The 23,474-nt window shown below is 46.4% G+C and carries 20 protein-coding genes; 8 read left to right on the forward strand and 12 right to left on the reverse strand.

Translation table 11 applies throughout. The annotated features are described in order from the left end of the window. Positions 1-6 precede the first annotated feature (6 nt). Together ACJJI4_RS10045 and norR are read right to left on the reverse strand one after the other, a co-directional pair. Positions 7-288 (reverse strand): hypothetical protein, encoded by a 282-nt coding sequence (locus ACJJI4_RS10045; protein WP_444927963.1) that lies wholly within the window; start codon positions 286-288, stop codon positions 7-9. Between the two features lie 23 nt (positions 289-311). Beyond that, the gene (gene norR / locus ACJJI4_RS10050; protein WP_444927964.1) at positions 312-1,883 is read right to left on the reverse strand and encodes a nitric oxide reductase transcriptional regulator NorR; all 1,572 of its coding nucleotides are present in this window, start codon (positions 1,881-1,883) and stop codon (positions 312-314) included. A 171-nt stretch (positions 1,884-2,054) separates the two neighbouring features. Here norR and ACJJI4_RS10055 point away from each other — a divergent pair, with 171 nt between their 5' ends. The 4 genes from ACJJI4_RS10055 (at position 2,055) to ACJJI4_RS10070 (ending at position 6,589) form a co-directional block, all read left to right on the forward strand. Then, the gene (locus tag ACJJI4_RS10055; protein ID WP_444908164.1) at positions 2,055-2,306 is read left to right on the forward strand and encodes a hypothetical protein; all 252 of its coding nucleotides are present in this window, start codon (positions 2,055-2,057) and stop codon (positions 2,304-2,306) included. Positions 2,307-2,754: 448 nt separating this feature from the next. Beyond that, complete coding sequence (locus ACJJI4_RS10060; protein WP_444927965.1) at positions 2,755-4,020, forward strand: glycosyltransferase family 2 protein; 1,266 nt, start codon at positions 2,755-2,757, stop codon at positions 4,018-4,020. A 5-nt stretch (positions 4,021-4,025) separates the two neighbouring features. Continuing rightward, entirely contained in the window at positions 4,026-5,051 is a 1,026-nt protein-coding gene (locus ACJJI4_RS10065; RefSeq protein ID WP_444913936.1) for an HlyD family secretion protein, read from the forward strand. Between the two features lie 305 nt (positions 5,052-5,356). Then, positions 5,357-6,589, forward strand: coding sequence for a TackOD1 domain-containing metal-binding protein (locus tag ACJJI4_RS10070; RefSeq protein WP_413662142.1), 1,233 nt, complete (start codon positions 5,357-5,359; stop codon positions 6,587-6,589). 52 nt (positions 6,590-6,641) lie between these two features. Here the strand turns inward: ACJJI4_RS10070 and ACJJI4_RS10075 are convergent, their stop codons facing one another. Continuing rightward, positions 6,642-8,282 carry an acetolactate synthase large subunit gene (locus ACJJI4_RS10075; RefSeq protein ID WP_444913937.1) on the reverse strand — a complete coding sequence of 547 codons (1,641 nt, stop codon included), beginning with the start codon at positions 8,280-8,282 and terminating at the stop codon, positions 6,642-6,644. Between the two features lie 304 nt (positions 8,283-8,586). Between ACJJI4_RS10075 and ACJJI4_RS10080 the strand changes: the two genes are divergently transcribed. Next, positions 8,587-10,476 carry a potassium transporter Kup gene (locus ACJJI4_RS10080; protein WP_413662144.1) on the forward strand — a complete coding sequence of 630 codons (1,890 nt, stop codon included), beginning with the start codon at positions 8,587-8,589 and terminating at the stop codon, positions 10,474-10,476. A gap of 195 nt (positions 10,477-10,671) precedes the next feature. On the opposite strand, the gene ACJJI4_RS10085 is transcribed toward ACJJI4_RS10080, so the two are convergent. The 3 genes from ACJJI4_RS10085 to ACJJI4_RS10095 all read right to left on the reverse strand — a co-directional run bounded on the left by ACJJI4_RS10085 (position 10,672) and on the right by ACJJI4_RS10095 (position 13,601). Further along, a complete protein-coding gene (locus ACJJI4_RS10085; protein WP_444927966.1) occupies positions 10,672-11,499 on the reverse strand; it encodes a DUF2059 domain-containing protein in 828 nt (275 codons plus the stop codon). A gap of 117 nt (positions 11,500-11,616) precedes the next feature. Continuing rightward, the gene (locus ACJJI4_RS10090; RefSeq protein ID WP_444927967.1) at positions 11,617-12,408 is read right to left on the reverse strand and encodes a penicillin-binding transpeptidase domain-containing protein; all 792 of its coding nucleotides are present in this window, start codon (positions 12,406-12,408) and stop codon (positions 11,617-11,619) included. Positions 12,409-12,698: 290 nt separating this feature from the next. Next, positions 12,699-13,601: a prohibitin family protein gene (locus ACJJI4_RS10095; RefSeq protein WP_444927968.1), complete on the reverse strand. Its 903-nt coding sequence runs from the start codon at positions 13,599-13,601 to the stop codon at positions 12,699-12,701. Positions 13,602-14,203: 602 nt separating this feature from the next. On the opposite strand from ACJJI4_RS10095, the gene biuH reads away from it, so the two are divergent. After that, a complete protein-coding gene (biuH, locus tag ACJJI4_RS10100) occupies positions 14,204-14,926 on the forward strand; it encodes a biuret amidohydrolase (protein ID WP_444927969.1) in 723 nt (240 codons plus the stop codon). A gap of 64 nt (positions 14,927-14,990) precedes the next feature. Here the strand turns inward: biuH and ACJJI4_RS10105 are convergent, their stop codons facing one another. The 4 genes from ACJJI4_RS10105 to ACJJI4_RS10120 form a co-directional block, all read right to left on the reverse strand. Further along, the gene (locus ACJJI4_RS10105) at positions 14,991-15,512 is read right to left on the reverse strand and encodes a DUF4166 domain-containing protein (protein ID WP_444927970.1); all 522 of its coding nucleotides are present in this window, start codon (positions 15,510-15,512) and stop codon (positions 14,991-14,993) included. A 120-nt stretch (positions 15,513-15,632) separates the two neighbouring features. Next, positions 15,633-16,937 (reverse strand): S8/S53 family peptidase, encoded by a 1,305-nt coding sequence (locus tag ACJJI4_RS10110; RefSeq protein ID WP_444927971.1) that lies wholly within the window; start codon positions 16,935-16,937, stop codon positions 15,633-15,635. A gap of 254 nt (positions 16,938-17,191) precedes the next feature. Further along, on the reverse strand, positions 17,192-18,400 hold the full coding sequence (locus ACJJI4_RS10115; RefSeq protein WP_444927972.1) for an ABC transporter permease: 1,209 nt from the start codon (positions 18,398-18,400) through the stop codon (positions 17,192-17,194). Next, on the reverse strand, positions 18,390-19,127 hold the full coding sequence (locus ACJJI4_RS10120) for an ABC transporter ATP-binding protein (RefSeq protein WP_444927973.1): 738 nt from the start codon (positions 19,125-19,127) through the stop codon (positions 18,390-18,392). Before ACJJI4_RS10120 ends, ACJJI4_RS10115 begins: the two co-directional genes overlap by 11 nt. An 86-nt stretch (positions 19,128-19,213) precedes the next feature. On the opposite strand from ACJJI4_RS10120, the gene ACJJI4_RS10125 reads away from it, so the two are divergent. Continuing rightward, a complete protein-coding gene (locus ACJJI4_RS10125; RefSeq protein WP_444927974.1) occupies positions 19,214-19,837 on the forward strand; it encodes a DUF3299 domain-containing protein in 624 nt (207 codons plus the stop codon). A gap of 51 nt (positions 19,838-19,888) precedes the next feature. Here ACJJI4_RS10125 and ACJJI4_RS10130 read toward each other — a convergent pair whose 3' ends face one another. Together ACJJI4_RS10130 and ACJJI4_RS10135 are read right to left on the reverse strand one after the other, a co-directional pair. Continuing rightward, positions 19,889-22,114: a S46 family peptidase gene (locus tag ACJJI4_RS10130; protein WP_444927975.1), complete on the reverse strand. Its 2,226-nt coding sequence runs from the start codon at positions 22,112-22,114 to the stop codon at positions 19,889-19,891. A gap of 241 nt (positions 22,115-22,355) precedes the next feature. Beyond that, entirely contained in the window at positions 22,356-22,499 is a 144-nt protein-coding gene (locus tag ACJJI4_RS10135) for a hypothetical protein (RefSeq protein ID WP_444927976.1), read from the reverse strand. 245 nt (positions 22,500-22,744) lie between these two features. On the opposite strand from ACJJI4_RS10135, the gene ACJJI4_RS10140 reads away from it, so the two are divergent. Next, entirely contained in the window at positions 22,745-23,467 is a 723-nt protein-coding gene (locus ACJJI4_RS10140; RefSeq protein WP_444927977.1) for a DUF1826 domain-containing protein, read from the forward strand. Positions 23,468-23,474 lie beyond the last annotated feature (7 nt).

Raw genomic sequence — 23,474 nt, forward strand, 5'->3', positions numbered from 1 at the left:
ACAAACCTAAAGCTGTGACCTCAACCAATCCTTGAATTTGATAATACCGCGCGCAACCAAAAAAGGAACCAAAAACTGGCCACTCATCTGCAGCGCAAACTTTGGCCAGAAGTCTATTTCTTTAGAGAAGAATGACAGTACAAGATTGCCTGGAAATAAAAATGTACCGAAATACGGCCATCCCCCACCAATAATTTTCCAGTTATACGCAAATGCCAGTAAGCCGATAGCCAGGGAAATTACCCCTACAACCAGCGAAAACCGTAATCCTTTATCGCTAATCAACATTGCAACCCCTTGCTTCATATAGATTACTTACCTCGAACAACCTCTTTCTTGATGTAAACACCCAACCTTTTAGCGAGACGCACCAAGTTCCCTCGGTCTACGGATAGTAATTTGGCCGCTTTACTCCAGTTCCCATCGGTCTCAGCCAGGGCACTCCCAATGAGTTCGCGCTGATAGTTCTCCGTTTCCACCCTTAAATCAATAGCCTCAGACAGCGACTCTACCGGTTTCTGCGGAGGCTTCTGAATGACCAGATCATCGGGAATTTCAATTTGTGCTGCAGTAATGGCAACAATAGCTTCTGGAGAGCTACCTTTGCGGGCCCTAAGGGCTGCGCGGCTGATAATATGTTCCAACTCGCGAACATTACCCGGCCAAGCGTATCGCTGTAGCTTATTGGTGGCCTCTGTACTGAGACGCAACTGACGAAAACCCAGCTTCCTGCGGGAGCGCTCCAAGAAGTAGTCTGCCAACAGCAGAACATCATTACCCCTCCTGCATAGCGGTGGGACTTCAAGGGGATATACAGAGAGGCGGTGGTAGAGATCAGCTCGGAAAGTACCGTTTTCAATCCCTTTGCGTAAATCCCTATTAGTCGCCGCTACAATGCGAACATCTACATGCTGCACCGTATCTTTGCCTACCGGCTGAATCTCACCACTTTGCAATACACGCAACAGTTTGCTCTGCACCACAAGCGGTAACTCGCCAACCTCATCCAGGAAAATAGTGCCGCCGTTCGCCAGTAAAAATTTGCCGGGCCTCTCGCGATCTGCGCCGGTGAAGGCCCCTTTTGAATGGCCAAAAAGTTCAGCTTCCGCCAGGGTTTCAGTCAGGGAAGCGCAGTTCAAATAGACTAAGGGCTTCTCCTTACGAGTCGACAACCTGTGGACGGTACGGGCCACCAGCTCTTTCCCCACTCCCGTTTCACCGAGAATCAGCACGTTGTAATCCGACCCAGCCACCAGCTCTATCTCACTGCGCAGGGACTGCATTTCCGCGCTCTCACCAATTAATTCACCTCCATCCCGCTCCAGTGCCTGCTGAGTTAGGTCTTTCACCAATTGCTCGGCATGCTCGGCGGAGTGTGACAGAGCTTTTAGCTCTAAAGCTGTGCGTAAAGTGGCCGCAGACAGCGCGGCTATCAGCTCAAGGGTTCGATCACTGATTCGGGCATAGGCATCTCCTGTCATGCTATCCACTGTTACCAGGCCAATCAGGTGGTTATCTGAATAGAGAGGCAAACCCATACAGGAGTGCACGGGAAGATCTCCCTCCCTATCCAAAAGCAAACCATCAAAGGGATCTGGTAGCTGACAGTCAGATGGGAAGCGGACTGGGTGTTCCGAAGCGCAGATTTGCGCAAGCCGTGGATGCTCATCAATCAGGAATCGCCGCCCCAGAGTCCTTCGGGCAAGCCCCTGAACTGCAAGAGGGGTGAGTGTAGCGCCATTGAGCCCAAGCAAGGCAACAGCATCGCACTTGATCGCTTTGCGGATAGTAGAGAGCAGACGCTCAAAACGATCGCTGTTGTTAAGGCTATTAGCCAGGTCCAGAGCCACTTCAAGCAGTAAGGTTGCGTTGGTATCTACCATAGCCAAATCAGTCCAAAAGACCTTTAAGAGTCATTATGACACAGCAATCATAAAGGTCAATTTGACACATAAACACCAAGAATAAGCCGTAACCCGTTGTTTTTATTGGTATTTATATTTGGCATAGCAGTTGCTAAAGATAGATTGACGCCGTTTGAACCTGAGGCCGATATGCTGAATACGGAAAACCCCTTACTGCGTGAGCGTTTCAAGCTACTACTAAAAGCCGGTAACTTTACGCTGCTTCTGTCAGTTCCCCTGCTTATTCTGACGATTGTTATTTGCTATCCCCTGTCTCACCTGTTTTCAATTCCCACGCAGGTCGCCGGACATATCTTTATGGTGATTAGTGCGACGTTTCTAAAACTGGGCTACATAGGTCGCGTGGTTGCTCAATACAATCTGGACCTTGAGGTTCGATAAAGGCTGAACCGCCGCCTCCGAATTCCCCCCTTCCTATTAGCAGCGAATAAATCAACCCAGAGCCTCTGCTGGCTCTGGGGCTCTGCATTGCCCGACACCTCAAACCACCGTGGACTATACTGACAGTCTCAGAGATAGCATTTCCTTCTAGGGAGACTTATGGCTGCCCCTCTGGTTGAGCCAAGGTCTCTTTTACAGGCTCTATAGCATAAAGGGCCAAAGTCAGGGGGTATCAAAATTGGGCTTAGCCTATACAAGCAGTGAGCTGATAGCCCTTACCAGTGAATGGAAGCTAAGCGTAAGATCAACCTTCCATGCTCGCCCCCTAGTCCACCCAAGCGAAGTGCCGCAAGACACTCGCTGTTCTCCAAATAAGATCACTACCACATCACAGATAGGTAACAGCAATAGCCGGGGTCTATATTCGCTTATTCAGGAGCAGACCTAAATGTGGGAAATGATCGATGATGGAATTACTTTCTTTGCCACTCAGAGCTACGCCACCCTCTTTACGATGTTTTGGATCGTGGTGGTATTGGAATTCCCTAGATATTTAATGTCGTTTTTTACCTCGGTATTCTTTTTCGCCACAAAACCAGAGTACGAGGAGGACATTGAATCCCTGGGCAGACTCACTGCAGTCATCGCCGGTCACAACGAAGAAAACTCTATTGAAAAGTGCGGCGAACGCTTACAGGAACAAAGCTATATCCCCTATGAAGTCATCGCAATCAGCGATGGCTCCACAGATAAAACCCGAGACGATATTCACTACCTGCAAAACAAGGGCCGCTTGGATGGCGCTCATGCAACAGAACTGCGTGGAGGCAAGGCCTCAGCCCTCAACTTAGGACAGAGATTTTCAACAGGCGACTTTATAGCCTCAATTGATTGCGATTGCACCTTCGATCGCCACGCTATGAAATACGTGATGCAAGGCTTTGCAGATCCCAGGGTTGGCGTGGTTTCAGGTAATGTAATTGTCCGAAACTCCACAGAAAATATACTCAGCTCCTTCCAGGCCATTGAATATGTAATCAGTATTTGCTTGGGGCGACACTCCCTAGCGATGCTCGACCAAATGTGTTGTGCCTCCGGTGCCTTCAGTGCTTTTAGGGTATCCGCAATGAATCAAATTGGCGGCTTTGATGCCGGCGGAGGAGAAGACTTAGATATCACCTTTCGTTTGCGGGATTACGGTTGGAAAGTGGAATTTGCACCTGAGGCGATTTGTTATACCGATGTTCCCACCAGCATCACAGTTCTAATGCGCCAGCGCTTTAGGTGGGAACGGGATGCGATTCGTCTTCGCTACCGCAAGTACCTGCATTTTATTAATCCGTTCCGCCAAGGAATGCAGCTAAAAGAGTTTTTTCACCAATATGAATTCCTGGTTTTCAATGTTATTGCCGCAATAGCTTTACCAATCTATTTAGTCTGGCTATTTGTGCGCTATGGCGACAATGCCTGGTTTATTTTAGCGGGAGCCCAGGTTGTATTAATTGCACTCGATACAATTACCTTTGCTTTAGCTTCTTACGCAACCCCAAAAGTCAAGTCACTTCCCCTTTGGCCCTATATTCCTGCCTATAGCATCTTTTATGTAAACTTTATGCGAGTCGTAAGACTGTATGCTTATGTTCAGGAATGGATCTTTAGAACATCCTATAAAGATTCTTTCGCCCCTTTAAAAGTACACCGTGTTCGTGAGTAGCTTGAATGAAGGCTCTGCGAAAACGACTACGCCCAGATAGCTTCGAAAGCGAGCAGCGAAAAACCCGAGGATCTGCCAGCCGACGAATATATCTGGCTTTGTTAATTTTATTTGGTATTGGCGTTATTCGCTATATATGGGGTGACTGGTTTTTACTGCGAAGCGATGGGTTAGTACTACGCGATCAAAGCGTTATTGAAATGGGCTATCTAGTAAAAGTAGTAGAGGTTGCCGTAGATGAAGGGCAAGCTGTTCGAGAGGGCGAGTTACTCTTAAGGATTGAATCAATGGAGCTACTGGAGCGAATCGCCGATCTCTCCACCCGCCAAGCTAACCTAATACAGATTTCTGCTGAATTCACTTTATTGGCAGAGACTGCTAAAAAACTACTCACTCCCGCCAAGGAGCGTAAAGTACAAATTGGCCGAATCGTAGATAGAATCAATAAACTTGCAAATAAAGGAGTAGTCAGCGAAGTCGGTTACCAAGATGTATTGAAAGATAACTTCGAGGCCAGTGAAACCCTGGTAAAATTACAAGTTGAAAGCGCCACCCTGGAAGGAAAACGTAGATCTGTTGATGAGGCAATTTATCGCTCCGAACAAGCGCTAAGAAAACTGGAGGAGCATTACAATAACGGTATTATTCAAAGCCCCACTTCTGGTCTAGTTGGGGCTTCAGTCCCCCATGTCGGCAATGTTTATGATGCTGGGGAGCCCCTTATGTCTATCTACACCGGGGAAGCCTATGTCCTAGCCTATCTACCCAATCAATATCAATTCGTGATCAAGCCTGGAATGGAGGTATTGGTTACTGGTGGACGCTTTAAAGACAAAGGGGTACTAGTAGAAATGATCCCCCTCTCAGCCGCACTACCCCAGGAGTTCCAAAATACATTCAAGCCCACATCGCGTAATCAGTTAGCGAAAATAGTCTTACTTGACCCATCAAAATTTCCGGTGAACGAGAAAGTTACCATAACCCTAAAGATTGACTGGATTGATGTCATTATTGATAAATTTATTAATTAACTCCCCCCAGATGACGACTACCTTTTATGTCATACAGTTATTCCTAATTCCTGCCAGGGACGTAGGGCACCTATCCCTGCCTATTGCCAATTTTTCACCTATCTTTTCTTAAATACTCAACAATCTATTCAGTAAAAGGGACGCCATATACACCACAGGTTACACAGTTACGTATAACTGGCATGAAATAAGCTAAAACACTCAGTTAATCTTTCAAACGCCAGCTGTTATATAGGTGTGGAGGAATCAGCATCTCCTTTTTAAGTGACGAATATAGCTTTTTTCGCTGGCCCGGCGACTCTAAGGTGACATCGCATACCGGTGAATCCAAAGACGCTATTTTGATTGAGGAGCCAGCATCAGTAGATGACCTGACGCATATATGGCATATGCGTGGTGGCTTGTATCTACTCCCGGTTATTGATCTCACTGGAACAGTCGGCGAGAAGGCAGATCTGGATTGCTCAAAGCTTAGTGCGCAGGATATGCCCGTTGTGAGCCAGGTTATTGACGACTTTCACTATCGGCGCGCGCAAGTCCACCTGGATTTCCACACCACTCAGAAAGATAGCGACAAAATACTAGCGCGATTATTTGTATCTGGCGTAAGTCTCTCGCCGCACTATAGCCCCAACTCCAAAGCTACTGTTGATTTTAATATTATCCTCGATAGCCCGACGGTTGTGACGGAATGTGAAAAACTGATCGAATCAGGATTTCTACAGGGCAAGTTTTTCGATCGACGCCATATCTGTAACGGCTGTGGGGGTTCTCAGTTTAATGTCCGTGAAGAGTGCGCGGTATGCAGATCCTCTAACCTTACCGAAGACTTCTATCTTCACCATTTCAGCTGCGCTTATTTGGGTCGTGAAGCTGACTTCAGGGAGGGTGAAGACCTGATTTGCCCCAAATGTCGAAAGGAGCTTTTACACTTCGGCAGTGACTACGACAAACCCGGCACACTGCTTATTTGCAATGCTTGCGGCCATGCCAGCTCAGAAGTGGAGATAGGTTTTTTGTGCCTCAACTGCCAGAAAGATACCGACAGCGAATCCATACGCACCGGGGATATTCACAGCTACGACATTACGGAACGCGCCAGTAGCTACCTAAGAGCTGGCTATGCATTTCTCGATTTTACTGACCATAACCCTATGTTCGCTGACCTACCCTTCACCCTGATCGTAGAACTCAACCAGGCGGCAAGAGCCTGGAAAGAGAACAAAACAAATTTTTGCTTGGTGAATATCAACTACGAACATGCTCATGAACTCGAAGTCGAGCATGGGCCCCGACAAACAATGCAGAGCCGCCGCCAATTCATAGAGAACCTTCATGGAGTTTTATGTAGAGCTTACGAAGGTATACGGAAAGAGGACTTTATTACCGGGAAATATGAAGATTATATGGTTCTACATGGAATAGCTAAGGAGGACATACTCGAAGATCGCAGAGAAATGATCAAGATTGCCATGTCCTCCATAAGGCTGGATATTGGCCCCTACTTTAAAGTACTCGGGCCCGAGGAGCTTGTTTAAAAGAAAGCCGAACACCTCCCTGTTACAACTACCTTACCCGAGCCGGCTACCCCTACAACTTACTCGACAACTCGCGAATCTCATGATTCAGGATACGGTCGTTGTGACTGTAATCCACGGGCACATCCACGAGATGGACCCCGCCCGCCCTACAACATTTTTCTATCATCGGCTTAAACTCATCCGTGGCCGTTATTCTGTGGCCATGAGCACCATAGGATTTTGCATAGTCGACAAAATCAGGGTTACCAAAATCCAGACCAAAGTTATCAAACTCCATCATGGCCTGCTTCCACTTGATCATACCGTAGGCATCATCGCGCAAAATAAGTACGATAAGGTCAAGCTTTAATCGAACTGCCGTTTCAATCTCCTGGGAGTTCATCATAAAGCCCCCATCCCCACAAATTGCGACCACACGGCGGTCTGGACACACTAACTTGGCAGCCATTGCCGAAGGCAAGCCCGCCCCCATCGTTGCCAGTGCGTTGTCGAGCAGCACGGTATTCGGGGCTAAAGCAGGATAATTCCGCGCGAACCATATTTTGAACATGCCATTATCAAGCGCAATAATGCCCTTCTCCGGCATCACTTCGCGGAGATCCTTTACCAGTCGTTGCGGACGAATTGGGAAAGTGGTGGTATTTGAGCCCTCCTGGATATGCTTTTGAAGCGCGGCTCGGATACGGTGCGCATCGGTAAAGCTCCAGTGACCCTGGGGTTCCAAGTGCTGGTCCAGCTGCCACAAGCTGTTGGCAATATCGCCAACCACCTCTATCTGTGGGAAGTAGACCGGGTCCACCTGCGCTGAATTGAAGTTGATATGTACAACTTCCGGGCCACCGGGACGCATAAAGAAAGGCGGCTTTTCTACAACATCGTGGCCCACATTGATAATCAGGTCGGCCTGCTCAATGGCCCGGTGAACAAAATCCCCGTCGGATAGCGCGGTATTGCCAATAAAGTGCGGTCCCGATTCATCAATTACTCCCTTACCCATCTGAGTTGTCACCACCGGAATACCCAGCTTGTCGACAAACTTGCGCAACATTTTGGCGGTTAATTTACGGTTTGCGCCTGCTCCCACCAACAGCAGCGGTTTACGGGATGCCTCAATCGCTTCTGCAGCTTTGCGCACTGCCTTCTCTTCGGCAATTGGCCTGCGGTTATAGCTGGGCTCCAAGACCGGCATGGTGGAGTGTTCACGGGCAATATCTTCAGGAAATTCCAAGTGGGTTGCCCCCGGCCGCTCCTCTTCAGATTGCCGAAAGGCTTCACGGACATGAGCTGGCACATAGTCGCCCCCCACGATTGTCTTTGTGAATTTGGTCAGGGGGCGCATCATGTCAACAATATCAATAATCTGAAACTGCCCTTGCTTAGAACTTTTGATAGGTTTTTGACCGGTGACCATCACCATCGGCATTCCACCGAGCTGGGCATAGGCTGCGGCTGTCACAAGATTCGTGGCCCCCGGACCCAAAGTAGACATGCAGACACCTGGTTTGCCCGTAAGCCGACCATAGGTAGCAGCCATAAAACCGGCACCCTGTTCATGGCGCGTGACAATTAGTTTTATCTTTGAGCCCCGCAAGGACTCCAGCATATCCAGGTTTTCCTCACCAGGAATCGCGAAAATATACTCAACGCCCTCTTTCTCTAGGGCACGAATAAAAAGGTCCGATGCTTTCATTGGGGAGGCTCCTGTAGTCCCGCCTTACTAACAATAAGATCTCCGCCAAAAGAGCTGTTTTTATAACTGCCTGACACTATTGCTCAATTACACGGATACCTCTCTTACATCTCACTTTATCGGCTCGTAAGTTTGCACCCTGCACAGTAGCTCACATGGTGCCTTAGCAATGTATTGCTAAGATCAGTCTCAGGGAAAATTAATTTCTTGCGCGCTGATACCCACCATCCAATTGATGACAGCAAACTCCCTGATAAGTATTAAATCACTGCCTTTGTATGACACCGGATGATAAGAGTTGCAAATGGAATCTCGCTCAGAAGGCGCAAGAAAACACTGGGTTCTATCACTTGCCGCTCTCGGGGTTGTATTTGGTGATATCGGCACTAGCCCACTCTACGCCTTTAAACTGATTTTCCACCCCCGGTTTGGAATTCCCCATAACACCGAGACCATTATTGGTGGGGTCTCTGCTGTCTTCTGGGCACTTACCCTCATTGTCACTATTAAGTACGTCATATTGGTAATGCGCCTGGACAACCGAGGGGAAGGTGGGATCATGGCGCTGATGACACTGGCCCTGGAAGCGACAAAAGGGCGAGAATTATTAAGAAAGCTTATTATCGGCGGAGGGATCTGTGGGGCGGCACTATTTTTTGGTGATGCCGTTATCACACCAGCCATCTCCGTTCTCTCCGCAGTCGAAGGACTGGAGATAGTCAACAAGACTCTAAAACCGTTTATCCTGCCAATTTCTATCGGCATACTCTTTGGATTGTTTTTTGTGCAACGCTTCGGCACCGAAACCGTGGGGAAACTGTTCGGCCCGATCACCGCCATCTGGTTCTTAGTTTTGCTGCTCGCGGGCCTTTACTGGGTGCTCCAAAACCCTGTAATCCTCCATTCCGTCAATCCGCTGCATGCTTTGAGCTTCCTCACTAACCATGGCATGGCTTCATTCTGGATATTAGGTGCAGTATTACTGGTGTTTACCGGAGGAGAGGCTCTATATACCGACATGGGGCATTTTGGACGTATGCCTATAAGAATTGCCTGGATAGGTTTGGTGTTCCCCGCCCTGGTGTTGAACTATATGGGACAGGGCGCTCTACTTATTAGTGACACCTCTGCGGTAGACAACCCCTTTTACCGGATGTACCCGGACTGGTCGCTCTACCCAATGATTATTCTTGCAACTGTAGCAACCTGCATCGCTTCCCAGGCCTGTATCTCGGGGACCTTCTCCCTGACAAAACAAGGAATCCAACTTGGCTTGATGCCCCGTTTTGCCATCCGGCACACGTCATCAGCACTCGCGGGACAAGTCTATATGCCCGGTGTCAATTACCTATTAATGACAGCGGTAATACTGGTGGCAATTCTCTTTGGAAGCTCAGTCCACCTGGCTAGTGCTTATGGTGTATCAGTGAGTGGCGCAATGTTGATTACCTCCTGCATTGCAGCAATCGTGTATCGTCACTACCTCAAATACAATCTGATAATTTGCCTGGCTGTCGGCTCATTCTTTGCTTTTATTGATTTTGCCTTTGTTACTTCAAACCTGGCAAAGATAGGCCACGGGGGGTGGTTCTCTATAAGTTTAGCCGCCTTTATTGCGATGCTGATGATTACTTGGAGAGATGGAAAAAAAGCGATAAATTGTTACTTACAGGGGAAAAATTTTAAATTAGAGCCCTATTTAAACTCACTTTTTGATAATCCCCCATTACGAGTACCTGGAACTGCAATATTTGTGGGAACCAATCAACTCTTTGTACCTCATGCCCTGATATACAATTTGAAGCACAATAGTGTCCTTCATGAAAAGAATCTTTTCCTAACCGTTACGTCGGCCAACACACCAAAAGTACTCCCAAAGAACCGAGCAATCATTAGCAAGATCAGAGAGGGATGTTTCAGGCTAATATTACGTTATGGATATATGGAACGCCCAGATGTCGAAGGGGCCATAAATAAACTCAACAAAATGCACCTTTTGGATATAGATCCAAGTAAGTCTTCTTTCTTTACCTGCCGATATAACATATTTCCTGTTAAAGGCGGCTATAGCAAAATGGCAAATTGGCGAGAGCGGATCTTTGCCGCCATGGTAAGGAATTCAAGTAGTGCTATCGACTATTACCGCATTCCAGCTAATCGGACTGTAGAAGTGCAAGAGAATATAATGATTTGAATTGACAAGCTATTTTATTAAATAACTGACAAGCCTATGAGACTCACTTTAGGGTATAGAACGGAAAGGTAAAAGTGTGATGGTCATACCGCCTGCTTCCTTTACAGCTAATATGGATGCAGGCGGTAGGCCGAGAACCCCCTAAATACTCTAATTAAGAAGTATAAAGATATTCAGGAGCTCCCTACCCCATAATCAGTTCGCTTCGTTTTTAAGTATAGAAGCCATATCACCGGACCAACGGCCGATTACTTGTGTTAAAGCTTTATTAAGCCCTGCCATTGAAGAGGAATTGAATTTTTTAGCTTCTGGCTGGCTCAAGAACTTCTCATATTTCGCTAAGCTTGCATCGTCGAAGCCTTGATAAGTTTGCACGAAAGAGAGAGTAACAAATTGCTCAACATTTTGACGCATCTGGGGCTTCATTGCTTCCATTTGTGCCTTATAAGCATCTAAATTGATCTCTTGGCCGGGAGCCATCACTGCCATCACTGCGGAATAGACAGCAATACCCGTAGAGGCCTGCATCTCCATCGCCATATCGGTAGCACCAACAAGCTGATCAATACGAGTTGCCATTTCAACGCGCTTTGTGTCAGCCATCAACTGCTGTGCATTAGCCATCAAATTCTGGAATGCCTCTTCAGAGCTTCCTTCCTCTTCAGCCTTGGTAATTTTCTTACCGATATCTGATTCATACCAAGCCAATAAGACCTCAACATCTTTATCGGTCAAAGAAGTACTCAGTGACGAGCGCACTTCATCCATGATGATGGACGGCAAAATTGTATTATCTGCACTTTCAAGAATCTTTTGCAGTTTATCCTGAGGAATTGGTGCACCCTGCTGTACGCCTTCCGCAAATCCAGATTTTACTAGCTCAGGAAACCCCTCAACCTGATTGGTGAAACCCGATACAAGCAGAAGCTTATCCAAATTGGCTACTTTATCGGCAGCCAGGCATAATGAGCAAAAGGTGCTGATGAATAAAGCAAATATAACTTTTACAGCTTGAGTTCCCATAGGAAGCCCCATATGAAAGTGAATTTGATCGCCATTATGCCGATTGACTCACAACAATCAATCAAAAAGCCCTAACCATTGCAAAAACAGACGTACCACAGCTTCGCTATAAAGAGCCTAAATAACCCCCAACTCAGATAGTTTCTTTCTGGCAATTTCAATTCTTTTCTTTTGTACTTCCCGAAAACTACTGCCATCTATGTTAATCGCAAAATAATGAATATTGTTATTGGACTCTACAATTCCAATATACCAACCTAAAGCCTTATTCTTAGCTAATGGCCCTCCTCCTGTTTTTGCATATAACTTATAGGCATCGGTCTCCTCTACCAGCATCACTTCTTTAAATTTATCTATAGCTGACTGCGATACAGGTAATTGACCAGTAAATAAACGCTCCAAGAAGTCTACCTGCTCCAACGCTGATATTTTGATACTCTCATTGAGCCAGAAGGTATCAATACCAGACGAAGCATCCCGATTACCATAATTAAAACCTGCCAAATACTGATTCATTCTCTTAGCGCCAATCTCCGTTGCTAATTGCTGATAGATCGGAACCGCTGAATTTTGAAATGCTTCGCGAATTGTCAAAGGTCTTTCTGACCAGATTGTAGGCCACCACGCTTTAGCCGGGTATTTGTCATGATTATAGGTTAGCTCTTGTAACAGGTTCTCAACTAAACCCAAGTCAAGTGCAATTAGGGTATTGGGAACCTTAAAAGTAGAGAATGGTGTGAACTGCCTGGCTGCCCTCTCCCTATTAATTACCGTATATTCTGAGGTCCGACTATTCTTGAGCACAAAAGTACATAACTTGCTACATGAGCCCCCATCTTCTGCAATCACCGAGTTGCTGACGCCAAAAACCAATATTGCAGCAGTGGTGAACCATATAAAGTGTTTCAACCGGAATCTCCTTGATTTAGAGTGCGTGATACCCGAGGAACATCAATAAATTTAATCAGGATATACCGGGTAATAAGCACACCGAAAAGTACCTTTCGGATATTGGGAGGAGTTAATTGGCAAGTCAAGTAACTACGAGACTAACAAACAGTCCTCATTAAGTAATGACTGTACCATCATTTAGAATTTAAGAAATACTGCCAACTGAACAAACTAGGTTTGGTGCTTCCTATTGATAAGCACCAAACCTTTTGTGTAAAAAGCAAGCAAAGCTCTAGCTTTGGGCTATCTTAATTTCTGCGGTCTGAGTTATTCCCCATATCCCACAGAATTGGCTGATCGCCACCCATAATCGTTGAAGGCATCTGACCATTCCATTGCTGCGCGCGGATATATTCAACCAAGGTATGGTTTCTGGCAATCGCATCAGCTTTTGCTTTAATCGCTGCAGCTTCCGCTTCCCCTTTCTCCAGAATCGCAAAAGCTTCCGCCTCGGCTTCTACACGAATCTTATGGGCTTCACCATCTGCTTTAGCTTTGGTGGCATCACGGCGCGCATTAGCAGTATTCACCTCACGTTGCGCTTCCAGCTTTTGACGTTCCAATTTATGCTTTTCGGCAGCCGCCAAGTTCAACTCTGTCTGCTTGGTTTCAATAGATTGGATGTACTTGGGAGGCAAGCTGATGCTCTCAATCTGTACATCTCCCAATTCCATAGGCAACCCCTTGGTTTCCTCCTCCAAGAGTTCCTCAATCCGTCGAATTGCTGCATTCCGGTTCTGGATAATCTGCTCTGCCTTGAATTCAGCCAGACCAGCTTTACTGGCGCTTCTCAGCCTGGGATCGAGAATCCGCTGTTCAAATTGTTCCAAACCGCCATATTGCTTATACAAATCTATGGCTGCACTGCGAGTTACCGTCCAGTTCACCGCGGTCACTGCTTTTAACGGCATTTGTTCTGCGGTGGCGGCATTCATCGTTTCAACATTTTTCCGGGTTCTCACTTCGATTTCGACCACATTATCCATAAATGGGACTTTCGTATGAATTCCGGGATCAACCTGTGAAACTGCCTTGCCAAATCGCTTTACGATTCCTACGTGACCCTCGTCAACCGTGAAAACGGTCCCCATGGTGATAGGGATAATCAGTAATGCAACACCAGCGAAAATTCCCTTCTTAAGATTTTCCACAAACTTTCCTTTAACTACTTACATCCAAAAACGGTTCTTAACTTCAAAGATGAATACAAAAGCGGGCATTTTTTAATCCCTATATTTCTTAATCAGATGGGAGTACCAAGTAAGCTCCGCTAAAATTCACTCAAAATGACCCGCAGGATGATATAGATAATTTTTCAATAAAAAAAGTATGACGCTTCACTTCCACATATCAGTAGAACAAACTCTTTGAACCGTAATATAGAAGTAAGCTTGAACTATCCAACCGTGATCTTGTTTGTAGATATTTAGCGCACAATAAAATCGCATTCGCAATTTCATATGCTAGATATACGAATAAAAATCGCCTTTTAAATTTGATCAAATACTTGAAGAGAACCGTATACACAAAAATAGATGTCACAATATTTTTGGCCTTTCATGAATAAAAGATATAGGAGAGATACGCCTAAAACCACTACCAGATGAGCACTTATTACTTATGCAAATCCAGCTATGCCTCACCTAAGCAAGAATTGTGCGCCCGATAAAGCCTTGCCATTCAATCAAGCTCTCAATCAACGCTATTATCCATTAGCAATCACTTTCTCTATCAATAAGTAGAGGCCTTGACAATGAGCACTTCAGATTCATCGGACAAGAATGGCCCTGTCGAGGCCAACCCATACAAGTGGCCATATAATGGGGATCTCAGGCCAGAAAACACCGCTCTCGTGGTTATTGATATGCAGGTGGACTTTTGCAGCCCCGGCGGCTATGTCGACAAGATGGGATATGATCTGGAGGCAATGCGCAAGCCCATCGAACCCATCCAGCAAGTATTGAATGCGATGCGGGCAGAAAACTACCACATTATGTACACCCGGGAGGGACATCGCCCCGACCTTTCTGACCTCCCTCCAAACAAACGCTGGCGCTCACGACAAATTGCTGCGGGTATCGGCGACCCGGGACCATGTGGACGTATTTTAGTCAGAGGGGAACCTGGTTGGGACGTGATCCCTGAACTAGCGCCCAAAGCTGGTGAGGTCATTATTGATAAGCCAGGCAAAGGTACCTTCTTTTCTACAGACTTTGGGCTCATACTCAAGCTTAAAGGGATAGATAACTTGATTCTCGTGGGCGTTACAACCGACGTATGCGTACACACCACCATGAGGGAAGCAAATGATCGAGGATTCGAGTGCCTGCTTCTATCAGACTGCACTGGGGCTACCGACATCGGCAACCATGAGTCGGCTCTCAAGATGATTACTATGCAGGGAGGTGTCTTTGGCGCTCATACAGATAGCCAGAAACTCCTGAAGGGACTAGCGGAATCCTCTGATACCAGGTAAGTAAGGTATTGTAGTTGGGGAAGAGCTTGTTACTGAGATCGCTCTTCCCTAATGGCATTTTAAATCAAGTGGGCTCCGTAATTTTCAGATCGCCAGCATATGATAAAATGAACCCCACTAAAAACATGTGCACACTAACACTGAACTGATACTGCCCTTCACTCTCTGTTTCATAAGCCTTGACTTTGGGCCAAAGAAATTTGGGCAAAGGTATACCTAATAGCTTCGTTTTCGAAAACTGATATTCAAGTGCTCCGTTGACATTATGAGCGGTAAACTGCATTTCCAAAGGGCCGAGCCTTTCCACCAGATAATTTTTTTCTGAATAAAATGATGAGCTCATCTTGAACCCATCGAAATCTCTCACCCAATCCATCCGATCGGAAAAATGTCCACAATCAACAACTAACTGCGAACTTGAACTCGCCTTCGGGAATCTAAATATTGAACAAATAGTATTCGCAATAACCCCACCTCGTTTGACGACAACAGAACCCTCATACCTCTTCATCCCAGTGTGTGCAAATTGCAACAGTGGAGATAATTCATTGAATGAGGACCCCATATGAGCGGAAAGTATGTTCAATATTCACTCCTATTCCTATTCACTTCCTTTACCCACAGTACCATCTATACAGGTAACTGGCAGGCTGCAAATATTCAACCTGCCAGCGCACTCTCATTCAACTCGATGACTAAATCAAGCTTATTTGCTATTCGCTCTCAGAATAGTGCTCATAGCCCGGTGGGCGTCAACGAACCCAAGCCCGGTGTTGTGATCACCTAGCCAACTGCGGCGAGCATTATCTTTCAATGACTTGCTCACTAGTTGAGCAGCTTCTACCCTGCTAAGGCCATAGTAGTCTGCCATTTCAAGGAGCAATAGACTCACAGCCGCTAGTTGAGGAGCGGCAAAAGAGCTACCGGACTCAAAGTTTTGACTGGAAGCTGAATATACTGCATCGCCGGCAATAGCAAAGCTCTGCTTAATAGCCAAGGGGTTGTAACCCGGAACCGTCGCCGTAAGTGAGATCTCATTTGAGAATGGCTGGAGGTTGATTGCAAAAAACAAATTTTCAGCACCGGTCTGCCCTTCATTCTGAGCAAGGAATGCCCTGATTAAATCCAGGTCATAGGTAAAGAAGCTGCCGAGTGGCGGTAGTTCCAAGCGCTCTCTCACATCGGAGTTGTTATGCTCAAGATCCGTACCTGTATTTCCTAGTGACTTGGTAAAAATCTTACTTTGTAAAATAGCGGAAAGATGCTCTGCAAACTCTGGGTCTAGTTGGTCATTGGTGATATGGAATGCACGGCTCATATTGATCACACTAATGTCATCTCGATACCGCATATAGGCCATTGCATCATTATAAGTTTTGCTCTCAGCACTAACGGGTACAATAGTTGCCTTAGGAGCAATATCCAAAATGATATCAATTACGGTGTTACCATGAAGGAAAGTAATGGGATCACCAAATGCAACTTCTGCTTCAATATTGGGATACTGTTCGCGCTGCTCTTGTAAGCGTGTCGGATCAAACAAATCAAAGACAGCAATTACCATACCCTCGCCATCAAAGCGTTTAGTCAAAATTTGCTGTTTCAGTTTATAACCGGGCACATGGGGAAGCAGTAACTCATTAATTGCCAATCTGAATAGATTCAGGTCGGCAATAGCGGCATCAAATTCCGGCCTATATTGCTCCTGGTAATCTTCTGGCTGAAACGTATACAGAAGCTCAGCTAATACAATAAATTCTGTGATTGACTGGCCCCACTTGTGCATCAGTAATTCTTCAACCATATAGTGGGATTTTGCCATCCCCGAGTATTGATCAAATTCAGCTGCCATATACTCTTCAAGAATTGGAGTTACCGGCTCTTCCCAAGGCCATGGGGTTAATTCTTTTACAATCTCTAAAGAGTCCTTAGCCTGCTCAATATCCGGGGTTGAAGCAAATATATTGAGGCTACCCAGCAACATTAAGATTGTTAGTATTATCCTATTCAAAACTATTTCCTTGTTACGAAAAATTATTAGATAGTGCTCGTGAGCTGCTATAAGGCATGGGATATAAACATTTCCCATGACAGGAAAATTTGCAGCCTGGAAATAGGATCACGAATGGTATAGAAAGGCAACAATGCAAATATATAGAAATTACAAAACTAGTATCATCCACAAAATAAAAGATATTTGGTTATTTCTAATATCAATAACTTAAGGTGCTACTAGTGTGGGGTTAACTCAGCCTAATCACCTAGTCAACGCAGAAAATCGCTATCCCCTAAAGACTGACGACATGCGCTTATTGCGGGAAATGCAGCCACAATTAAGGTGCTCACCAAGACTAAAACTAAAAGCACGATAGTATGTTCACCTATCACAATGCCATCCAAGTAAACCCCAAATTTATCTATCAGTATTGGTTCAACCAGCCAGCCCCCCAATATCAACCCAGAAGTAGCAAGTACTACACCTAAAAGTAAAACCAATAGTGCCTCAGACTGGATTAGTAAAAATAGAAACAAAGGACCAGAACCTATAGTCCTCAGCAGTACAATCTCAGATCTACGTTCGCGCATCGTAGAAAGCAGTAAGATACACAGGCCAAGTAATGCAGCGAAAACCACTAGAGCAGAAACAAAAAATAATACCCTTTCTATACCACCCAATATCTGCCAAAGCTCCGATAATGCAATGCCCGGCAGAATTGCCAATAGTGGTTCCTTGGAATATTCATTTATTTTTCTCTGCACCTGGAATGTCGCCATAGGGGATTTAAGCCCCAGTAAGAAGGCCGTAATATTAGTGGGCACCAGATCATCGTGCTCCACGTTAACACCATGAACAGCTTCCAGTCCCGCCAAGCTCACATAGAGTGCTCGATCTACTGGTGTACCAGTAGGCTTGAGTATTCCGCTAACGGCAAAGGGATTTTCACCGTGCTCAGTAAAGCGTGTTCCAACCAAACCGTGCGCCAATGTGAGAGTGTCATCAAGTTGGTAGTTGAGTTCCCGAGCGACCTCCGCCCCCAATATGACACTAAAAGTATCGATAAAATTCTGGCCGGTTGATAGCTCCAATGGCCTCTTATTCCCATACCGATAGTGATCGAGAAATCCCGTTGAGGTTCCCACCACCCTGTAACCTTGGTGCGAATCCCCCAGGGATAGGGGTATCGCCCAACCTACCTGGGGTAAGTGAGAAAGTTCCTGGTAGCTATCCCATGAAATATGATTACTGGCATTCCCAATATGGAATACGCTGTATAACAAGAGATTCAATTGTCCCGTAGGCGCCCCAACAATAAGGTCTACTCCTGACACAGTTCGACTAAAGCTGTTTTTAGTATGGCTTCGCAACTGCTCGATCCCCAACATTAGAATCAAACTGATTGCTACAGACAATACGGCCAGTGACACACTACCCTTACGCTGCATCAGGCTTTGCCAAGCAAGTTTAAAAAACATCGGCTAAAGCCTCCGGTGCAGTGTCCCACTCGGGCCTAAGTTTCCAGGCAATATTTATTTCGCGCATATTCATAACCAGAGGGAAGTGTCGTTCCAAAGAGCTATCGTGGCTGACAAAGATCAGAGTGCATTTCTTTTGCTGACATGCAGTCATCAACAACTGGACAAAAGCATCTCTCGCTTCAGGGTCCAAAGCAGATGTAGGCTCATCAACCAGCAATAACTGCGGTTCATTGATCAATGCCCGCACGATTGCCACCCTCTGTTGCTGTCCGACACTCAAGCTGGCCACTTTCTTGGGTAAAATTTCCTCTCCTAAACAGAGTCCCGTTAGCAGCTCATTAACCCTGCCGCGAAAATCGCCACGGAAACCAGAAAAGTGGGTGGCGACACGAATATTGTCCTCCACACTCAAATAGGGAATTAGGTTAAAGCGCTGAAATACAACGCCAATATGTCTCGCCCTGAAGCGATCCCGCTTGCGCTCACTCAGTGTACCCAGTGGTTGACTCAGAACCTTAAGGCTTCCAACTTTTGTTGACAGAATACCGGCCAGGAGGTTCAGCAGTGTTGATTTACCACTACCGGAGCGGCCACGTAAAAATACCTGCTCACCGACAGGCACTGACCAATAAGGGACCTCTAAAACCGAAGGACCTGTACGATAGGCGAAGCGCAGCTGCTCCACTTCAACCGCTAGTTTCAATTTCGTAGTGAAAGCATTCATCTTGCACCTCATTTGCAGCATGGATTTTTGCAAACAGATATATAATGATATATCAAATCATTTAATACGATAAATAAACCCCAGCCATGAACAGATATCTCTTCTCATCAGCCTGCACCCTGGCAATCGTACTACTCGTAGCTGGCTGTGATAGCCCAGTTGAAACCAATCAAGTTTCAGCGCCAGTCGCTGAAGATACTCAAGTCAAACAGGTAAGTATCAATTATCGTGAAGTCAGCTGGGAAGAGTTAATCCCAAAAGATGATCTGGATGCGTTACTCAACCCACCAGAATACATAGATGATATTGTTGAAGGCTCCACTGCCGACTCAATGCCTGACACATCAGCTATTGCCTCTACGAGCGAAAATGAAAGCCGCTACCAAGCCGCTTTGACTTCCACCCGAATAAAACCAGAGTTCGACAATCAACAGATACGTATTGCTGGGTTTATAGTTCCAATTGAATTCAATGACGAATTAACAATTTCCAATTTCCTTTTTGTTCCCTACTTCGGAGCCTGTATCCACCTGCCGCCCCCACCTCCAAATCAGGTTATCCATGGCAGTTTTTCTGAGGGAGTTCAAGTTGACGCTCTGTACGAACCTTTCTCTATAGAAGGGAAACTGAGAACATTGAAAATAGAAAGCGAGTTCGGAACTGCGGCTTACAGTATGGAAGTGGATAACATACAACCTTACGCAGAATAATGTCCCCGGCGAGCGCTGCTCACCCGAGGACACTACTTCATCGATTGCCGGCTATTGGCCCATCTCCCGAACCAGGTATCCGGCACCGTCGATATTCTCCATTACCCAGAGAATGTAAGCGATGTCGACATGAATCGCCCGGGTGCTATCGGTGAAGTCCCAATCAGCATTGATGCTATCGTATGTTCCGTCAAATACGACTCCCACCAGCTCGCCGCGACCATTCATTGTCGGAGATCCTGAGTTACCGCCCGTAATATCTACGGTACTTAGGAAATTAACCGGTACTGAATCCAGCTGCTTTTCATAGTAGCGGCCATAGTTCTTCTTATCGATCGCTTCCATCAAAGCCTTGGGAGCATCAAAGGGGTCCTCGCCGGTATACTTTGCCTTAATACCACGCAATGTTGTAAAAGGTACAAAGCCTTGTTTACCGTCATTACCATCTGCTGCCTCTTTAATTGTTCCAGCTGGTGGCTCATAGCCTTTAACCAGGCCATAAGTCACGCGAAGAGAGCTATTTGCATCCGGGTAGACCGGCTTACCTAAGGAGTGGTAATAATCTATCAGCATCTCCATATACTGTGGGCGCAATTGAGCGAAGCGCCCTTTCATGGACTCCTCATGCTCTTCACGGGCAAGCATATCATCGTACATGGCCACTGCCAGCTGGATAAACGGATCCTTGCTCTCTTTGAAGTCTTCGGGCTTTTTACCGATCCACGCTTCACGTACCTCGACATTGGAAAGCTCTGTTTCCTTATACATTTTGTCGAGAGTTGCCTCTAAGTCAGTATTGCCTTTGCCGATATTCAAGTAACGATCAAAGCTGGCTATACGCTGCTCCTTAGGGAGCGCCTGGTAACGGTCCAGGAAATAAAGCCAGATCTGTTTGTCGACTGATGGGTGATAGCTGCGTTCAATACGACGCATGCCCTCTGTGAATCGGGTCAGATCCCTTTCCTGATAACCCGGCTTGCGCTTAGCATCAGGTTTTTCGTTCTCTTTAGCCAAACGATACAGTTTGCTCGCGGAACCCAGCATAGCTGAACGATCCATATAATCGATGGCGAGATCCTGTTCACGGGTTGATTCTTTTTCTACAACCAGTGCCTCAAGGTCATCAATAGTAGACTGGTATTTTTTCTGGCGGGCTTTGTCTGAATCCACCCAGGCCTGCAAATCTTTTTCCAGCTTTTCTTTACGCTGCAATAGATCGCTACGCTGGTATCCCTCCATCATGCCGGTAAAGTTTTTAGAGTAATTATTCAAGCCTGCCACGAGACTGGCATACTTTAACTCTGCATCTTTATTGTCGGCGGTAGCCGCACCAATCGTTTCTGACCACTCACCCAATACCCGCTGCATGTTTGGGTAATACCAATTAAAATTACTTTCCACTTCCTGGGCGGTGCGATAGCGATTAGTGCGGCCAGGGTAACCGGCAACCATCACAAAATCGCCTTCCTTAGGGCCTTTTGCCGCTACGGGCAGGTAGTGCTTGGGCTCGTAAGGGACATTATCTTTGGAATAATCAGCCGGTTTACCATCTTTGCCAACATAGGCGCGGTAGAAAGCGTAATCGCCGGTATGGCGAGGCCACATCCAGTTATCGATATCGCCGCCGAATTTGCCAATCGAAGACGCCGGCGCATGAACCAAACGCACATCGCGGATTTCCAGCTGCTTAACCAGGTAGTAATTCAAACCGCCGTAGTAGCTATAGACCTCACAGCGATGGCCCGGATCTTTTTCACACTCGGAAACCAGCGCCTTCTCCGCTTCTTCGATTGCGGCAAAACGTGCAGCACCATCCATCTCATCTGTCAGGCGTTCGTTAACCTTGTCCGTTACTTCGTTCATTGCAACGGTGACGTAGACGCGGGAGCCCGGTGCAGCAGGCAGCTCTTCAGACAAATCTCCGGCCAGGAAACCTTCAGCCAGTAAATCCTTGGATTCAGTTGAATTGTATGAAATTGAACCGTAGGCGCAGTGGTGGTTGGTAATCACCAATCCCGTGGGAGAGACAAAGGAAGCAGAACAGTTTCCCAGGCTGATCACCGCGTTCATTGGAAATTCGGTAAGCTTGGTCATGCTGGCTGGGTCCAGCTCCAGGCCATGAGTCCGAAGCTCTTTGGACAGCTCAGGCAACTGGTGAGGTTGCCACATGCCTTCAGTTGAAACACTCTCTTTCTCTGCAGCGAGACTGGCGCAACTCGCTCCAGCAAATAACGCAGCAGTTGCAACCCCGTAAACAATAGAATTATTGATCTTCATATTTACTCAGCAATATTTAAAAAATAACAGGTTAATTTTGGGTACTTCCCAACGCTAACCCTGTCTTTTCCGGTACACCGAAAATTCACTCATAAACACGGCAGGCTGACAGAGTAACACACCCTCCCCGGCTGCAGGCCGGCACGAAGCTGCACCCCTAGCTAAATCCTGCCAATCATTGCCATTATTTCCCTGGCTCCTCCACTCAAGTGGGATAAACCATAAACACACAATTGATACACTATATCATTTTAATCCAGTCAAATCTGAGCAAAATGTGAATTACGACGACAGCAAGAAAGAAATCTGCGATAAACAGTTTTGCTGCTAAAAAGAACATCGCCGAATAATCTACTTGCGCCAGGCAGTGGTCAATACGTCTCACCAAGGTTCCCTCCAGCTATCAGAACTCCTGATGAATTCGGTCTTCAAGCTTGATTCACCCCAATGTTGGAGGTTGCCAAGGCCGACCATTCTCAATATGATATGTTATATCATCACCTACATTAAGGAGTGGGTAGTGCGAGTGAGGAATTTAGGTATTGCAGCGCCCGCCACAGCAGAGAGCAAAGCAATTAAAGCCTCTGAAAATAGTGTTTATTAGCCGAAGTTACTTAATTGGAGATTAGCTTGAGCCTGACCGACTTTACAGAAAGAAGCCATGAGACACTTATCACACAAACTCCAAGTGCTGAACTGGCTCCGAAAGAAGAAGGACTGTCAGAGGCAGACCTGCCAAATATCCGTCGGGCCGTATCTGCAGATATTGGAGAAGTTTTAACAGATATTTTCCAAGCTGATATCAATATGGCCATCTGGCAACGGGAACTGCCCAGTAGCATAGCCAGTGATTGCCGCACCCTCTTAAATAGTGGTGTACACCCCAACCGCCGGATTCTGCTTCCCACCACCAAGATTGACCGTCTCGCTGAAGTATTACCGGAGCTTAAGCCCTACCCGCACCTATGTGCTGATATCCAGCTACTGGCAGATATGTTCAGTTACCTATTTGAGCTAAGTGGAGTCGGTATTCGTTTAACAACCCTGAACGGTGCAATGTGCCCCAAGTTTCATGTAGATCGGGTGCCCTGCCGATTGATTACGACATATTTAGGTACAGGTACAGAGTGGCTGACTCCAGACTCTATTGACCCAAATACGCTCAACTTAAAGGCTAACCAGGAATTCCCTCCAACTTCCATCAATCACCTGGCATGCGGCTCGGTTGCCCTTCTCAAAGGCGAACTCTGGGAGGGCAATGAAGGGGCCGGTCTAATCCACCGCTCGCCGAGTGTCGAGCCCGGCCAACTGCGACTGCTACTCACTTTCGATTTCGGGTCCGCCGACGAGTAACTAGCGT

Source organism: Microbulbifer maximicatervae (SeqCode) (genome assembly GCF_052467305.1).